Raw genomic sequence first — 13,443 nt, 5'->3', positions numbered from 1 at the left:
CTTTAAATCAGATGGCGGAGCCCATCTCTGGGGTTTTTTCCCTTTCCTTCAGGGACGCCGGCGGCCAGTTCTCGAGCTTCATGCCGAGCGACAGGCCGTGCTGTGCCAGAACATCCTTGATCTCCGTCAGCGACTTCTTGCCGAGATTGGGTGTTTTAAGCAATTCGAACTCGGAGCGCTGAATAAGATCGCCGATATAGAATATATTCTCGGCCTTGAGGCAGTTGGCCGAACGCACCGTGAGCTCGAGATCGTCCACCGGACGCAGCAGCAGCGGATCCATTTCGGGTTCGCGCTTCTCTTCCGCCTTGGTCTCGGGGCTTTTGAGCTCGACGAAAATGGAGATCTGATCCTGCAGGATATTGGCTGCGCGCCGCACCGCCTCTTCGGGGTTGATGGCGCCGTTGGTTTCGATATCGAGAACCAGCTTGTCGAGGTCGGTGCGCTGTTCCACGCGCGCATTCTCGACCGTATAGGCCACGCGGCGGATCGGGCTGTAGGAGGCATCGAGCTGCATGACACCGATGGTGCGGGGCTCGGCGCCGACGGCGCGCGCCGTGACCGGCTGGTAACCGCGCCCGCGATTTACCTTGAGCTCCATGCTCAGTGTTCCGTCCTTGGTGAGGGTGGCGATCACGTGCTTCGGATCGACCACTTCCACGTCATGTTCCAGCTGGATATCGCCGGCCGTGACAATGCCGGGGCCCTTTTTGGAAAGCTTCAGTGTTACTTCGTCACGGCCGTGCATGCGCAACGCCACCGTCTTGAGATTGAGCAGAATTTCGATCACATCATCCTGCACACCCTCCATGGTGGAGTACTCATGCAACACACCGTCGATTTTCACCTCGGTGATCGCGCTCCCTGGCATGGAAGAAAGCAGGATGCGCCGCAGCGCATTGCCCAGCGTGTAGCCGAAACCGCGTTCGAGCGGCTCAAGCGTGACTTTCGCGTGGGTGGAAGAAAGCGTCTGCACGTCCACCAGACGCGGCTTCAGAAATTCGGTAGCGGAACTCTGCATGATAGCGTCCTCGTTAAAATACGGATTGCGTTACTTCGAATAAAGCGCTACGACGAGACTTTCGTTGATATCCGACGGCAAGTCGTTGCGTTCCGGCACGCTCTTGAACGTGCCTTTCATGGCTTTGACGTCCACGTCCAGCCATTCCGGAATCCCGCGCTGACCGGCCGCCTCGAGCGCCGCCTTGATGCGCAACTGTTCCTGTGCCGACGTGGAAATCTCGATGAGGTCGTTGGGCCGGACCTGATAAGACGGGATGTTGACGCGCCGACCGTTCACGCGCAGGGCATTGTGCCGCACCAGCTGTCTTGTCTCCGACCGCGAGACACCGAACCCCATACGATAGGCCACATTATCCAGTCGGGATTCGAGCATCTTCAGCAAATCCTCGCCGGGCGAACCCTTGTGGCGAGCGGCTTCCTTGTAGTAATTCTCAAATTGACGCTCGAGAATCCCATAGATGCGGCGCAGCTTCTGCTTCTCGCGTAATTGCTTGCCGTAATCGGACAGGCGGCTCTTCTGCTGGCCGTGCTGGCCGGGGGCATAGGCGCGTTTCTCCACCGGACACTTCTCGGTGAAGCATTTCTCGCCTTTCAGGAACAGCTTGCCGCCTTCGCGTCGGCAAAGACGGCATTTGGAATCGTTGTAACGTGCCACTGAGTTGATCTCTCCGTTATGAATTTACACGCGACGCCGCTTGGCCGGACGGCACCCGTTATGGGGCATCGGCGTCACGTCGATAATATTGGCAATTTCGAACCCCAAGGCATGTAACGCCCGTACGGCGGATTCGCGTCCCGGTCCCGGGCCTTTCACATGCACTTCCAGTGAACGCACGCCATACTCCTGTGCCGCGCGTCCCGCCTTGTCGGCTGACATCTGAGCGGCGAACGGCGTGCTCTTGCGCGAGCCTTTGAAGCCGGTATTGCCGCAGGTCGACCATGAAAGCACATTGCCCTGACGGTCGGTGATGGAAATGATGGTGTTGTTGAAGGAAGCGTGGATATGAGCAATGCCTTCGGAAACGCTTCGCTTCGCGCGCTTCTTGACCTTGGCCGGCGCGCTGGCGGAGGATTCAGGTGTAGCTGGAGTGTTGGCCATGATTCAGTGTTCCGTATGCTATGCGGTCGTGGGTTTGCCCGTGCCGCGGATGACGCTCTTGCGCGGCCCCTTGCGGGTGCGGGCGTTGGTCTTCGTGCGTTGACCGCGTACCGGCAATCCCCGGCGGTGACGCGTGCCACGATAGGCGCCCATGTCCATGAGGCGCTTGACGCTCATCGACATGGTGCGGCGCAGATCGCCTTCGACGGTGATTTTCGCCACTTCATTGCGAATCTTGTCTACTTCCGCGTCAGTCAGGTCCTTGACCTTGGTAGACGTGGCCACGCCGGTGGCGGCGCAAATATCGCGCGCGCGCGTATCGCCGATACCGTATATCGACGTCAGCGCGACCCAGACATGTTTCTGGTTCGGTAAGTTAATGCCTGCAATTCGGGCCATTTTGAAGCTGTCTCCTGCTGCCTGCCCCTGCGAGAAAACGCGCAAGGTTACTGATTCACCAAGTAAAAATCAACCTATTCCCAAGGTTTCTAGCCCTGACGCTGCTTGTGGGTCGGATCGGAGCAAATCACGCGCACTACGCGTTTGCGCCGCACAATCTTGCAGTTACGACACATTTTCTTGACGGACGCCCTTACTTTCATCGTCTTTCTCCTGAATACCTTCAATCCGCCGCTAGCGCGGCAAGCCCATTCCGCCGGTCAGATTCGCCTTCTTCAGCAGGCTCTCATACTGGTGCGACATCAACCGGGCCTGCACCTGGGCCATGAAATCCATACACACCACCACCACGATCAGCAACGAGGTGCCGCCGAAATAAAATGGCACGTTCCATTTCACGATCATGAACTCCGGTAACAAACACACCAGCGTCACGTAAATCGCCCCACCCAGGGTCAGCCGCGACATCACCCCGTCGATATAACTTGCCGTCTGGTCCCCCGGGCGTATGCCCGGTATAAACGCACCGGACTTCTTCAGGTTCTCCGCCGTCTCCTTGGGATTGAACACCAGGGCGGTATAAAAGAAACAGAAGAACACGATCGCCGAAGCGTACAGCATGACGTAAATCGGCTGACCGGGTGACAAGGTCGTCGCAATATTGCGCAACCAGTCCATCCCCTCCGCCTGCCCGAACCAGCTCACCACCGTGGCCGGGAGCAAGATAATGCTCGAGGCGAAGATTGGCGGAATCACCCCAGCCATATTAACCTTCAACGGCAAATGACTCGTTTGACCCGCCATCATTTGCCGCCCCTGCTGGCGCTTGGCGTAATTCACCGTGATACGCCGCTGGCCGCGCTCCACGAACACCACGAACGCAGTCACCGCCAGCGCGACCGCGAACAAGGTCAGCACGAACAACGGCTGGAAAGTGCCGCGGCTGGTCAGTTCCAGCGTTTGAGCGATGGCCCCCGGCAATCCCGCCACGATGCCGGCGAAAATCAGGATCGAGATACCGTTGCCGATCCCGCGCTCGGTTACCTGCTCGCCGAGCCACATCAGAAACATGGTCCCGGTCACCAGCGAAATCACCGTGACCATCTTGAAACCGAACCCCGGCGCGACCACCACCGGCATGCCGGCCGAGGTCTGGCTCTCCAGCGCGATGGCGATGCCGAGCGCCTGGAAAGTCGCCAGCACCACCGTGCCATAACGGGTGTACTGCGTAATCTTGCGTCGCCCGCTTTCGCCCTCTTTCTTCAGCTGCTCCAGTGTCGGGATCGTCGATGACATCAGCTGCATGATGATCGACGATGAGATGTACGGCATGATTCCCAATGCGAACAGCGAAAACCGTTCCAACGCGCCGCCGGAAAACATATTGAACAACCCGACAATGGAGCTTTGCGTGCCCTCGAACATCTTGGCCAGGGCCGCGGGATTGATGCCCGGTACCGGGATATAGGTCCCGATGCGGTAAACAATCAGTACCCCGAGAACGAAGAAGATCCGCTGCCGCAGCTCCGTGAGCTTGCCCAGGCCCGCGAGCCCGCCGAAGCTTCCCGCCGGACTACTCATGCCACCTGACGAATGAAATAGGGCTTCATTACCTCAATCCTCGATCTTCCCGCCGGCCTTCATCACGGCTTCGCGCGCGCCCTTGGTCAAGCGGATACCGCGCAGCGTCACCGGCTTCTCCAGCGTGCCGGAGAGATAAACCTTGGCCTGCTCCGCCTGCGCCGAAACAACATTCGCCTTCTTGAGCGCCGCCAGATCAATAACAGCGTCCTCGATCTTTGCCAGCTCGTGCAAGCGAACCTCTGCCGTATGCCCGGCAACCTTCATGGCCGAACGGAAACCGCGTTTGGGCAGCCGCCGTTGAATCGGCATCTGGCCGCCTTCAAAACCGACTTTGTGATAACCACCGGCGCGTGCCGTCTGGCCCTTGTGGCCCTTGCCGCTGGTCTTGCCGAGGCCTGAGCCGCCGCCACGACCGAGACGCTTGGCCGAGGTTTTAGCGCCGCGGCCCGGCTTCATCGTATTCAGCTGCATAGTCATACTTCCTCGCACTTCAACATATAGGAGACCTTGTTTATCATGCCGCGTACGGCGGAAGTATCTTCCAACTCTACCGTGTGATGACACCGGCGCAGACCCAGACCGCGCACGGTGGCCATGTGACTCTTGCCGGTACCGTACGGACTCTTGAGCAGCGTCACGCGCAACTTTTTTCCAGATTTCGGTTTTGCTGGCATGGCTCGTCTCTTAACCCAGGATTTCTTCGACTCGTTTACCGCGCTTGCGTGCAACCGATTCCGGGCTGTGCATGGCTTGCAGGCCTTTAATGGTAGCGCGCACCATGTTTACCGGATTGCGCGAACCGAGACATTTGGCCAGCACATCCTGCACCCCCACGACCTCGAATACCGCGCGCATGGCACCGCCGGCGATAATGCCTGTGCCGACCGAGGCCGGCTTGATCACAACCTTGGAGGCACCATGAGCGGCAATCACCGAATGATGCAGGGTTGGCCCCTTGAGCTGAACCTTCGTCATGTTGCGGCGCGCGTTCTCCATGGCCTTGCTGACCGCGGCTGGAACCTCGCGTGCCTTGCCACGGCCAATACCAACGCGACCGGCGCCGTCACCGACCACGGTCAATGCGGAAAAGCCGAAAATCCGGCCGCCCTTGACGACCTTGGCCACACGCCGAATGTTGATCAGTTTTTCCTGAAAATTGTCGCTACGTGCATCGGATTCTTTGAAAGCTGCCACAATATCGTCCTCAGAATTCCAAACCGTTTTCGCGCGCTGCGTCGGCCAGTGCCTTCACGCGCCCATGGTATTTGAAGCCGGAGCGGTCGAAAGCCACGCGCGTGATGCCCGCACCCTTCGCTTTTTCGGCAATAAGCTTGCCGATCAGTTTTGCCGCCTCGACGTTACCGCCGTGCTTGATCTGAGTGCGTACATCCGCCTCGAGTGTAGAAGCGGAGGCCAGCACTTTGCCGCCTGTCTTGTCGATAATCTGGGCATAGATATGACGCGGCGTACGATGCACGCACAGGCGATCAGCCTGCAGGCTGACTATCTTCCGCCGGATATGCCGCGCACGGCGCAGGCGTGTGTTAATTTCTCTTTTCATATAATTCGTTTACCTGATTCGAAGCCCGTTACTTCTTTTTGGCTTCCTTCTTCACGACCACTTCGTTGACGTAACGTACGCCCTTGCCCTTGTACGGTTCGGGTGAGCGGTACGCGCGAATTTCGGCGGCTACCTGGCCCACCAGTTGTTTGTCCGCGCCCTTGATCACAAGATTGGTCTGGTCCGGTGCTTCTACGGTGATCCCGTTGGGGATGTCGTAAACAATCGGATGCGAGTAACCCAGCGTCAGGTTGATCTTCTTGCCCTGCACCGCGGCGCGATAACCCACGCCGATGATGGTGAGCTTCTTTTCAAAACCCTTGGCCACGCCGTTAACCATGTTATTCACCAGCGCCCGCGTAGTGCCGGAAATAGCACGCGCCAGCGTCGAGTCATTGGTGCGCTGGAACTTGAGCAGGTTGCCCTCCTGCGTTAGCTTCACTAACGGGTGCATCTCATGCTCCAGGTTCCCCTTGGGACCCTTCACGCTGAGTTTGTCGCCCGCGAGCGCCACCTGCACGCCACTCGGGACAGCCACCGGATAATTCGCGATTCGTGACATGGTTCAATAACTCTTATGCAACGATACAAAGAATTTCGCCGCCCAGACCGGCCTTGCGGGCGGCACGGTCGGACATGATGCCCTGGGAGGTGGAGATGATCGCCACGCCCGTACCGCCGTTTACACGTGGCAGCTTGTGCTTGCCTTCATACCGGCGCAGTCCGGGGGTACTTACACGCTGAATGCGCTCAATCACCGGCTGGCCATCGTGATACTTCAGCGCAATCTCGATTAGCGGCCGGCCTTCTTCAGTGACTTCGCGGCAGGCTTCGATATAACCCTCATCCTGCAATACCTTGGCAACCGCCAGCTTAAGCCGCGAAGCGGGAATGCGCACGCTCACCTTTTCGGCCATCTGGCCGTTGCGGATGCGGGTCAACAGGTCGGCGATCGGATCAGTCATCATAAATTCGTTTCCTTTTATTACCAGCTCGCCTTGACCACGCCCGGCGCTTCGCCGCGCATCATGACCTCGCGCAGCGCGCTGCGGGACAGCCCGAATTTGCGGTAAAAGCCGCGCGGGCGTCCGGTCAGGCTGCAACGGTTGCGGCGACGGGTGTAACTTGAATCGCGTGGCAGTTTTTGCAGTGCGATCATGGCCGCGTGCCGCTCTTCGTCGGGCAACTTCACGTTCTTCACCTTGTCGCGCAGCTCCGCGCGCCGGGTGGCGTACTTGGCAACCAGCGCGGTACGGCGCAGGTCACGGTTGATCATGCTTTGTTTGGCCATGCAAATATCCTCAACTGCGCAACGGAAAACTGAAAGCCTGCAACAGCGCACGTGCTTCGTCGTCAGTCCTGGCGCTGGTGGCAATGGTGATGTCCATTCCGCGAATCGCGTCGACTTTGTCGAATTCGATTTCGGGGAAAATAATCTGCTCTTTAATGCCGAGCGAATAATTGCCGCGCCCGTCGAACGAACGTGATGGCAGACCGCGGAAATCGCGGATGCGCGGAATCGCAACACTGATCAGGCGATCCAGAAATTCGTACATACGCTCGCCGCGCAACGTAACCTTGCAACCAATCGGCCAGTTCTCGCGCACCTTGAAATTGGCAATCGACTTGCGCGCATGCGTGATTTGCGGCTTCTGGCCACTGATCAGCTTCATGTCATTGGCAGCGTTATCAATCACCTTCTTGTCGGCCATGGCCTCGCCCACCCCCATATTGAGGGTGATCTTGGTAATCCGCGGCACCTGCATCACGTTCTTGTAGCCAAACTTGGCCTGCAACGCGGGTAGCACCGTTTTCCGATAATGTTCCTTAAGCCTGGCCATTGCTCTAAAACCTTATTTCATGTCGGCGACTTCGCCGCTCTTTTTGAAAACCCTTACCTTGCTCTTGTCCTGCATGATCCGCAGCCCCACGCGCTCGCCCTTGCCCGTTGCCGGGTTAAACAGGGCCACGTTGGACACGTGTATTGACGCTTCCCGTTCGATGATGCCGCCGGTCACGCCCTTGTTGGGGTTCGGCTTGGTGTGGCGTTTGGTCATGTTCACGTTCTCAACCAGTACACGGCTGTCCTCGAGCACGCGCAGAACCATACCTTGCTTGCCCTTGTCACGGCCCGTGAGCACCACCACTTTGTCGCCCTTGCGAATCTTGTTCATGTCATTACCTTTTACAGTACTTCCGGTGCCAGCGAGATGATCTTCATGAACTGCTCACTGCGCAGCTCGCGCGTCACGGGCCCGAAAATACGGGTACCGATCAGCTCGCGTTTGTTATCCAGCAACACTGCCGCGTTGGTGTCAAAACGAATGACCGAGCCATCGGTGCGCCGCACGCCTTTGCGGGTGCGCACGATGACGGCGTCGTAGACATCGCCTTTCTTGACCTTGCCACGCGGAATCGCTTCCTTCACGCTGACCTTGATCACGTCACCAATGCCGGCATAACGGCGCTTGGAACCACCCAGCACCTTGATGCACTGCACTGTTTTGGCCCCGCTGTTGTCTGCCACCATCAGCAGGGTTTGCATCTGAATCATTAGCCTGTCTCCACACGGCGTCTCCGCTCCAGGCGAAAACGCGCAATTATATCATTTGCCTTAAAAACGGCCAAAAACAAGGCCTTATTCAGATTTCCCGGGCCTGCTCCAGCACTTTGACCAGGCGCCAGGCCTTGGTCTTGGAAAGCGGACGACATTCCTCGATCACCACCAAATCGCCTTCCTTGCACTCGTTGCCTTCATCGTGCGCGTGCAGCTTGGAGTGACGCGTGATGATCTTGCCGTACAACGGATGCTTGATGCGACGATCCACCTGCACGGTAATCGTCTTGTTCATCTTGTTGCTGACCACCCGGCCGGTGGCCGAACGCGCTTTTTTCGTCTGTTCGCTCATGCCCTTATCCTGACTTCTCGTTCAAGACCGTGCGCAGGCGCGCGATGTTGCGCCGTACCTTGGTCAGATTGGCCGTATTGGACAATTGTCCGGTTGCCTTTTGCATGCGTAAATTGAATTGCTCGCGCAGCATATCAGTCATTTCCTTCTTGCGTGCCGCGGCATCCATCGCTCGAAAATCTTTTGCGTTCATTGCCATTCTGCCTAAAGTGTCCTGGTCACAAATGTGGTTCGAACCGGGAGCTTGGCGGCGGCGAGCTTGAATGCCGCGCGCGCCTCCTGCTCGTTGATGCCTTCCATCTCGTAAAGCACGGCACCCGGCTGAATCAACGCCACCCAGTACTCCACGTTACCCTTGCCGCTGCCCATGCGGACTTCCAGCGGTTTCTTGGAAATCGGTTTGTCCGGAAATACACGGATCCACACTCGCCCGCCGCGCTTGATGAAATGCGTCAGCGCGCGGCGCGCCGATTCGATCTGGCGTGAGGTCAAGCGGCCGCGCGTGGTGGCCTTCAAGCCATACTCGCCGAAGCTCACCTTGTTGCCACGCTGCGCCAGGCCGCGGTTGCGGCCTTTCATCTGCTTGCGATATTTCGTTCGTTTCGGTTGCAACATCGTGATGAATTCCTAAATTACGCCGAGGCCCCTTTCTTCTGAATCTCGGCATCTTCCACCTTGGGCGCGTCTTTGTCGAAAATCTCACCCTTGAATATCCAGATCTTCACGCCGATTTTGCCGTAGGTCGTGTGGGCCTCGGAAAAACCGTAATCAATGTCGGCGCGCAACGTGTGCAACGGCACACGTCCTTCGCGGTACCACTCGGTGCGCGCGATTTCGGAACCGTTCAGACGCCCGGCAACCATGATCTTGATGCCCAGCGCACGCAGGCGCATGGCGTTGGTCACGGCGCGTTTCATGGCGCGGCGGAACATGATGCGTTTCTCCAGCTGCTGGGCGATATTCTCGGCCACCAGCTGCGCATCCAGCTCCGGTTGACGCACCTCTTCCACCGCCAGTTGCACCGGACGGCCGGCCAGCTTGGTCAGTTCCTGACGCAGTTTCTCGATGTCCTCGCCCTTCTTGCCAATCACGATGCCAGGACGCGCGGTATGCACAGTAATATTTATGCTCTGGGCCGGGCGTTCGATCACAATCGTGCTGATCGCCGCGTTCTTGAGCCTCTGCTTGAGGTAGTCGCGCAGCGCGATATCCGAGAGCAGGTTCTGGGTATAGTTCTTGGTGCCCGCGTACCACTTGGCGGTCCAGTCACGGGTAATCCCCATGCGGAATCCAATCGGATTGATTTTCTGGCCCATCAGCTCTTCTCCTTCTTCACGGCCTTGGTCCGCTTCTTCTCGTCGCTCACCACCACGGTGATGTGGCTGGTGCGCTTGAGAATGCTCACGCCGCGACCCTTGGCGCGGGCATGGAAGCGGCGCAACGTCGGTCCGCCGTCCACCTGAATCGTCGCAACCTTCAGTTCATCCACGTCCGCGCCCTCATTGTGCTCGGCATTGGCGATGGCCGATTCGAGGACTTTGCGCACATGCCCCGCGGCCTTCTTGGGGCTGAACTGGAGCAGTTCCAGCGCGCGCGCGACCGGCAGGCCGCGAATCTGGTCGGCGACGAGACGTCCCTTCTGCGCGGACACCCTGACAAATTTCAAAATAGCAGTGGCTTGCATGGCGTTATTTCGTTGTCTCTTCCGTCGTCACTTTACGGTTGCCCGAGTGCGCCTTAAAAGTCCGGGTCGCCGCGAATTCGCCGAGCTTGTGGCCAACCATGTTCTCGGTGATCAGCAGCGGCACATGCTGCCGTCCGTTGTGCACCGCGACCGTCAGACCGACGAAGTCCGGCGTGATCGTCGAGCGGCGCGACCAGGTCTTGATCGGCTTCTTGCTGCTTTCCATGCGCGCCTTATCCACTTTCGTGGCAAGGTGCGCGTCAACGAATGGACCTTTTCTAACTGAACGTGGCACGGATCAGAACCCCTCTTCTACTTGCGCCGGTGAACAATCATGGAATCGGTGCGCTTGTTCGCGCGTGTCTTGTAGCCCTTGGTTGGCGTACCCCACGGGCTAACCGGATGACGTCCGCCCTTGGTGCGGCCTTCGCCACCACCGTGCGGATGATCCACCGGGTTCATGGCGGTGCCACGCACCGTCGGACGGATACCGCGCCAGCGCGAGGCTCCTGCCTTACCCAGCTTTCTTAAAGAGTGCTCGGCATTGCCAACCTCGCCAATGACAGCGCGGCAGTCGACATGCACCTTGCGCACTTCTCCTGAACGCAGCCGCAGCTGGGCATAGTCACCATCGCGCGCCACCAATTGTATGCCGGCGCCCGCGGCTCGCCCAAGTTGGGCCCCGCTGCGCTGCTTGAGCTCCACGCAATGCACCGTGCTGCCGACCGGAATGCTGCGCAGGGGGAGGCAATTCCCCGGCTTGATGGCGGCATCCGCGCCAGACTGGATTTCAGTTCCGGCTTCTACGCCCTTGGGAGCGATGATGTAACGGCGCTCGCCGTCGGCGTACAGCACCAAGGCAATATTCGCGCTGCGATTCGGATCATATTCCAGACGCTCGATACGGCCCGGAACGCCATCCTTGTCGCGCTTGAAATCGATAATACGGTAATGCTGCTTATGCCCACCGCCCTGATGGCGCGTCGTTACTCGGCCGAGATTGTTACGACCACTACCACGATTCTTCTTTTCGAGCAGGCGTGCATGGGGGGCGCCCTTGTGCAGATCGGATTTCACCACCCGCACCATGGCGCGCGAACCTGCGGACGTCGGTTTCATTTTGACTAGTGCCATTGCCTGAATTCCTTAATCTTTAATCTTTATTGCTGTCCGACAAAATTGATGTCTTGACCCGGCTTCAATCGCACATAGGCCTTCTTCCAGTCCTGTCGACGGCCGGCCTTGCGTCCGCCCTTGGACTTGCCCAGCACGTTCGTCACCGTCACAGATTCCACCTGGACGTTGAACATCTTTTCCACCGCCTGCTTGATCACGGGCTTGGTAGCATCAGGACGCACCTTGAACACCATCTGCCGGTGCTTATCGGCCAAGCGCGTACTCTTCTCGGAGATGTGCGGTGCGAGAATTACGTGAAACAACTTTTCTTCACTCGTGCTCACGCCAGCATCTCCTCGAATTTCTTGACCGCGCCTTGCGTCAGAATGACTTTCGCATGACGGATCAGGCTCACCGGATCGGCGGCGCTTACCATGCGCACGTCCACGTCCGGCAGGTTGCGCGCCGCCAGCGACAGATTCTGGTCGAGCGCGTCGGTCACGATCAGCACATCCGGTGTCTCGAGCTTCTTGAGCTTATCCACCAGCGTCTTGGTCTTGGGTTGATCCATCTTGAACTCGGCCACCGTCACCAGCCGCCCCTGGCGCAGCAACTCGGACAAAATCGAGCGCAGGGCGCCGCGGTACATCTTGCGGTTGACCTTCTGAGTAAAATTCTCGTCCGGCGAGGCCGGGAAAGTCCTGCCACCGCCGCGCCACAAGGGGCTTCGGATGGTGCCCGCGCGCGCCTGGCCGGTGCCCTTCTGGCGCCACGGTTTTCTGCCACCGCCACGCACTTCGGAACGGGTTTTCTGCTTGCGCGTGCCTTGCCGGCCGGTCGCCTGATAGGCCACCACCACCTGATGCACCAGCGGTTCGTTGTAGGCCGCGGCAAATACCGCATCGGATACCTGAAGTTCCGACGCTGATCCCGTACCGCTCATTAATTGCACTTTCATGTCCGTTCCTTACTTCCCCGCCTTGGCGGCTTTGGCTTTCATCTTGACGCTCGGGCGGATCATCACGTCCTGACCCTTGGGCCCGGGAACCGCGCCTTTGACCATGAGCAGGTTACGCTCGGCATCGATCTGCATCACTTCGAGATTAAGACAGGTGGCCGTGGCGTCGCCCAAATGGCCGGCCATCTTTTTTCCCGGAAACACGCGGCCCGGCGTCTGGCGCTGGCCAATCGAGCCCGGGACCCGGTGGCTCAACGAGTTACCGTGACTGGCGCGCCCGCCGGCAAAGTGATGACGCTTCATAACGCCCGCAAAGCCTTTACCGATTGAAGTGCCCTGCACATCCACATGCTGGCCCACCTGGAAGAGATCCAGTTTGATCTCAGCACCGGTCTTAAGATCGGCGCCTTCATTGGCGGCCAGGCGGAATTCCCACAGCCCGCGACCTGGTTCGACACCGACCTTGGCATACTTGCCCGCTTGCGGCTTGGTCAGGCGGTCCGCGCGACGCTTGCCAATGGTTACCTGCACCGCGCGATAACCGTCATTCGCCTCGTCCTTCACCTGCGTGACGCGGTTGGCAGTCACTTCCAGCACAGTGACGGGCGTGCCTTCACCGCTCGCCGTGAACAAGCGGGTCATGCCAATTTTTCTGCCTACGAGTCCGAGTGCCATGTTCTAGTCTCAGGAAAGCTTGATTTCCACGTCCACGCCGGCGGCGAGGTCGAGTTTCATCAGTGCGTCCACGGTCTTGTCCGTGGGCTCGATGATATCCATGATCCGCTTGTGCGTGCGCACCTCGAACTGGTCGCGCGATTTCTTGTCACAGTGCGGCGAGCGGTTGAGCGTGTAACGCTCCACCTTCGACGGCAACGGGATCGGGCCGTGCACGAGCGCGCCCGTGCGCTTCGCCGTGTCGACAATTTCCGCGGCAGAGCGGTCGATCAAACGATGATCGAAGGCCTTGAGACGGATGCGTATTTTCTGGTTAGCCATGTCGTATTGCTCGAATCCTATTCAATCACCTTCGCCACCACCCCCGCGCCCACGGTACGGCCGCCTTCGCGAATGGCGAAGCGCAGGCCCTGTTCCATGGCGATGGGGTTGATC

General features: G+C 58.8%; 27 protein-coding genes and 1 pseudogene. All 28 read right to left on the bottom strand.

The window, feature by feature from the left end:
• Positions 1 to 7: 7 nt before the first annotated feature.
• Complete coding sequence (gene rpoA, locus NUV55_RS08190; RefSeq protein ID WP_296671938.1) at positions 8 to 1,021, bottom strand: DNA-directed RNA polymerase subunit alpha; 1,014 nt, start codon at positions 1,019 to 1,021, stop codon at positions 8 to 10.
• A 30-nt stretch (positions 1,022 to 1,051) separates the two neighbouring features.
• Positions 1,052 to 1,678, bottom strand: a complete 627-nt coding sequence (gene rpsD / locus NUV55_RS08185; protein WP_296671936.1) for a 30S ribosomal protein S4 — start codon at positions 1,676 to 1,678, stop codon at positions 1,052 to 1,054.
• A gap of 24 nt (positions 1,679 to 1,702) precedes the next feature.
• Complete coding sequence (rpsK, locus tag NUV55_RS08180) at positions 1,703 to 2,122, bottom strand: 30S ribosomal protein S11 (RefSeq protein WP_296671934.1); 420 nt, start codon at positions 2,120 to 2,122, stop codon at positions 1,703 to 1,705.
• An 18-nt stretch (positions 2,123 to 2,140) separates the two neighbouring features.
• Positions 2,141 to 2,521, bottom strand: coding sequence for a 30S ribosomal protein S13 (rpsM, locus tag NUV55_RS08175; RefSeq protein WP_296671933.1), 381 nt, complete (start codon positions 2,519 to 2,521; stop codon positions 2,141 to 2,143).
• Between the two features lie 89 nt (positions 2,522 to 2,610).
• Positions 2,611 to 2,724 (bottom strand): 50S ribosomal protein L36, encoded by a 114-nt coding sequence (gene rpmJ / locus NUV55_RS08170; protein ID WP_096361292.1) that lies wholly within the window; start codon positions 2,722 to 2,724, stop codon positions 2,611 to 2,613.
• A 31-nt stretch (positions 2,725 to 2,755) separates the two neighbouring features.
• On the bottom strand, positions 2,756 to 4,102 hold the full coding sequence (secY, locus tag NUV55_RS08165) for a preprotein translocase subunit SecY (protein ID WP_296671928.1): 1,347 nt from the start codon (positions 4,100 to 4,102) through the stop codon (positions 2,756 to 2,758).
• Positions 4,103 to 4,135: 33 nt separating this feature from the next.
• Positions 4,136 to 4,576, bottom strand: a complete 441-nt coding sequence (gene rplO, locus NUV55_RS08160; RefSeq protein ID WP_296671926.1) for a 50S ribosomal protein L15 — start codon at positions 4,574 to 4,576, stop codon at positions 4,136 to 4,138.
• 2 nt (positions 4,577 to 4,578) lie between these two features.
• The gene (gene rpmD / locus NUV55_RS08155; RefSeq protein WP_296671925.1) at positions 4,579 to 4,779 is read right to left on the bottom strand and encodes a 50S ribosomal protein L30; all 201 of its coding nucleotides are present in this window, start codon (positions 4,777 to 4,779) and stop codon (positions 4,579 to 4,581) included.
• Positions 4,780 to 4,789: 10 nt separating this feature from the next.
• On the bottom strand, positions 4,790 to 5,299 hold the full coding sequence (rpsE, locus tag NUV55_RS08150) for a 30S ribosomal protein S5 (RefSeq protein WP_296671924.1): 510 nt from the start codon (positions 5,297 to 5,299) through the stop codon (positions 4,790 to 4,792).
• Between the two features lie 10 nt (positions 5,300 to 5,309).
• Entirely contained in the window at positions 5,310 to 5,666 is a 357-nt protein-coding gene (rplR, locus tag NUV55_RS08145; RefSeq protein ID WP_296671922.1) for a 50S ribosomal protein L18, read from the bottom strand.
• A 28-nt stretch (positions 5,667 to 5,694) separates the two neighbouring features.
• Positions 5,695 to 6,228 (bottom strand): 50S ribosomal protein L6, encoded by a 534-nt coding sequence (gene rplF, locus NUV55_RS08140; protein ID WP_296671921.1) that lies wholly within the window; start codon positions 6,226 to 6,228, stop codon positions 5,695 to 5,697.
• Between the two features lie 13 nt (positions 6,229 to 6,241).
• Positions 6,242 to 6,634 carry a 30S ribosomal protein S8 gene (gene rpsH, locus NUV55_RS08135; protein ID WP_296671919.1) on the bottom strand — a complete coding sequence of 131 codons (393 nt, stop codon included), beginning with the start codon at positions 6,632 to 6,634 and terminating at the stop codon, positions 6,242 to 6,244.
• Positions 6,635 to 6,651: 17 nt separating this feature from the next.
• Entirely contained in the window at positions 6,652 to 6,957 is a 306-nt protein-coding gene (rpsN, locus tag NUV55_RS08130) for a 30S ribosomal protein S14 (protein WP_296671918.1), read from the bottom strand.
• 10 nt (positions 6,958 to 6,967) lie between these two features.
• Complete coding sequence (gene rplE / locus NUV55_RS08125; protein WP_296671916.1) at positions 6,968 to 7,507, bottom strand: 50S ribosomal protein L5; 540 nt, start codon at positions 7,505 to 7,507, stop codon at positions 6,968 to 6,970.
• 12 nt (positions 7,508 to 7,519) lie between these two features.
• Entirely contained in the window at positions 7,520 to 7,840 is a 321-nt protein-coding gene (gene rplX, locus NUV55_RS08120) for a 50S ribosomal protein L24 (protein WP_296671914.1), read from the bottom strand.
• An 11-nt stretch (positions 7,841 to 7,851) separates the two neighbouring features.
• Entirely contained in the window at positions 7,852 to 8,220 is a 369-nt protein-coding gene (gene rplN / locus NUV55_RS08115; protein WP_296671913.1) for a 50S ribosomal protein L14, read from the bottom strand.
• Positions 8,221 to 8,308: 88 nt separating this feature from the next.
• Positions 8,309 to 8,575 carry a 30S ribosomal protein S17 gene (gene rpsQ, locus NUV55_RS08110; protein ID WP_296671910.1) on the bottom strand — a complete coding sequence of 89 codons (267 nt, stop codon included), beginning with the start codon at positions 8,573 to 8,575 and terminating at the stop codon, positions 8,309 to 8,311.
• 4 nt (positions 8,576 to 8,579) lie between these two features.
• Positions 8,580 to 8,768 (bottom strand): 50S ribosomal protein L29, encoded by a 189-nt coding sequence (gene rpmC, locus NUV55_RS08105; protein ID WP_296671909.1) that lies wholly within the window; start codon positions 8,766 to 8,768, stop codon positions 8,580 to 8,582.
• A gap of 11 nt (positions 8,769 to 8,779) precedes the next feature.
• Positions 8,780 to 9,190 carry a 50S ribosomal protein L16 gene (rplP, locus tag NUV55_RS08100; RefSeq protein WP_296671908.1) on the bottom strand — a complete coding sequence of 137 codons (411 nt, stop codon included), beginning with the start codon at positions 9,188 to 9,190 and terminating at the stop codon, positions 8,780 to 8,782.
• A 17-nt stretch (positions 9,191 to 9,207) separates the two neighbouring features.
• Positions 9,208 to 9,891, bottom strand: a complete 684-nt coding sequence (rpsC, locus tag NUV55_RS08095) for a 30S ribosomal protein S3 (RefSeq protein ID WP_296671905.1) — start codon at positions 9,889 to 9,891, stop codon at positions 9,208 to 9,210.
• Positions 9,891 to 10,259 (bottom strand): 50S ribosomal protein L22, encoded by a 369-nt coding sequence (gene rplV / locus NUV55_RS08090; protein ID WP_296671904.1) that lies wholly within the window; start codon positions 10,257 to 10,259, stop codon positions 9,891 to 9,893. Before rplV ends, rpsC begins: the two co-directional genes overlap by 1 nt.
• A gap of 4 nt (positions 10,260 to 10,263) precedes the next feature.
• On the bottom strand, positions 10,264 to 10,554 hold the full coding sequence (gene rpsS / locus NUV55_RS08085) for a 30S ribosomal protein S19 (protein WP_296671902.1): 291 nt from the start codon (positions 10,552 to 10,554) through the stop codon (positions 10,264 to 10,266).
• Positions 10,555 to 10,571: 17 nt separating this feature from the next.
• The gene (gene rplB / locus NUV55_RS08080) at positions 10,572 to 11,393 is read right to left on the bottom strand and encodes a 50S ribosomal protein L2 (RefSeq protein WP_296671900.1); all 822 of its coding nucleotides are present in this window, start codon (positions 11,391 to 11,393) and stop codon (positions 10,572 to 10,574) included.
• Positions 11,394 to 11,419: 26 nt separating this feature from the next.
• Positions 11,420 to 11,719 (bottom strand): 50S ribosomal protein L23, encoded by a 300-nt coding sequence (gene rplW / locus NUV55_RS08075; protein ID WP_296671899.1) that lies wholly within the window; start codon positions 11,717 to 11,719, stop codon positions 11,420 to 11,422.
• Entirely contained in the window at positions 11,716 to 12,333 is a 618-nt protein-coding gene (rplD, locus tag NUV55_RS08070) for a 50S ribosomal protein L4 (protein ID WP_296671897.1), read from the bottom strand. The genes rplW and rplD overlap by 4 nt, the downstream gene beginning before the upstream one ends.
• 9 nt (positions 12,334 to 12,342) lie before the next feature.
• The gene (gene rplC, locus NUV55_RS08065) at positions 12,343 to 13,008 is read right to left on the bottom strand and encodes a 50S ribosomal protein L3 (protein WP_296671896.1); all 666 of its coding nucleotides are present in this window, start codon (positions 13,006 to 13,008) and stop codon (positions 12,343 to 12,345) included.
• A 9-nt stretch (positions 13,009 to 13,017) separates the two neighbouring features.
• Positions 13,018 to 13,329 carry a 30S ribosomal protein S10 gene (rpsJ, locus tag NUV55_RS08060; RefSeq protein WP_096361313.1) on the bottom strand — a complete coding sequence of 104 codons (312 nt, stop codon included), beginning with the start codon at positions 13,327 to 13,329 and terminating at the stop codon, positions 13,018 to 13,020.
• Positions 13,330 to 13,346: 17 nt separating this feature from the next.
• Positions 13,347 to 13,443: pseudogene (locus tag NUV55_RS08055) on the bottom strand (elongation factor Tu); the annotation flags it as partial.

The sequence above is a fragment of the Sulfuricaulis sp. genome, assembly GCF_024653915.1.
Lineage (GTDB): Bacteria > Pseudomonadota > Gammaproteobacteria > Acidiferrobacterales > Sulfurifustaceae > Sulfuricaulis.
This window is presented reverse-complemented; position numbering and strand designations above follow the sequence as displayed.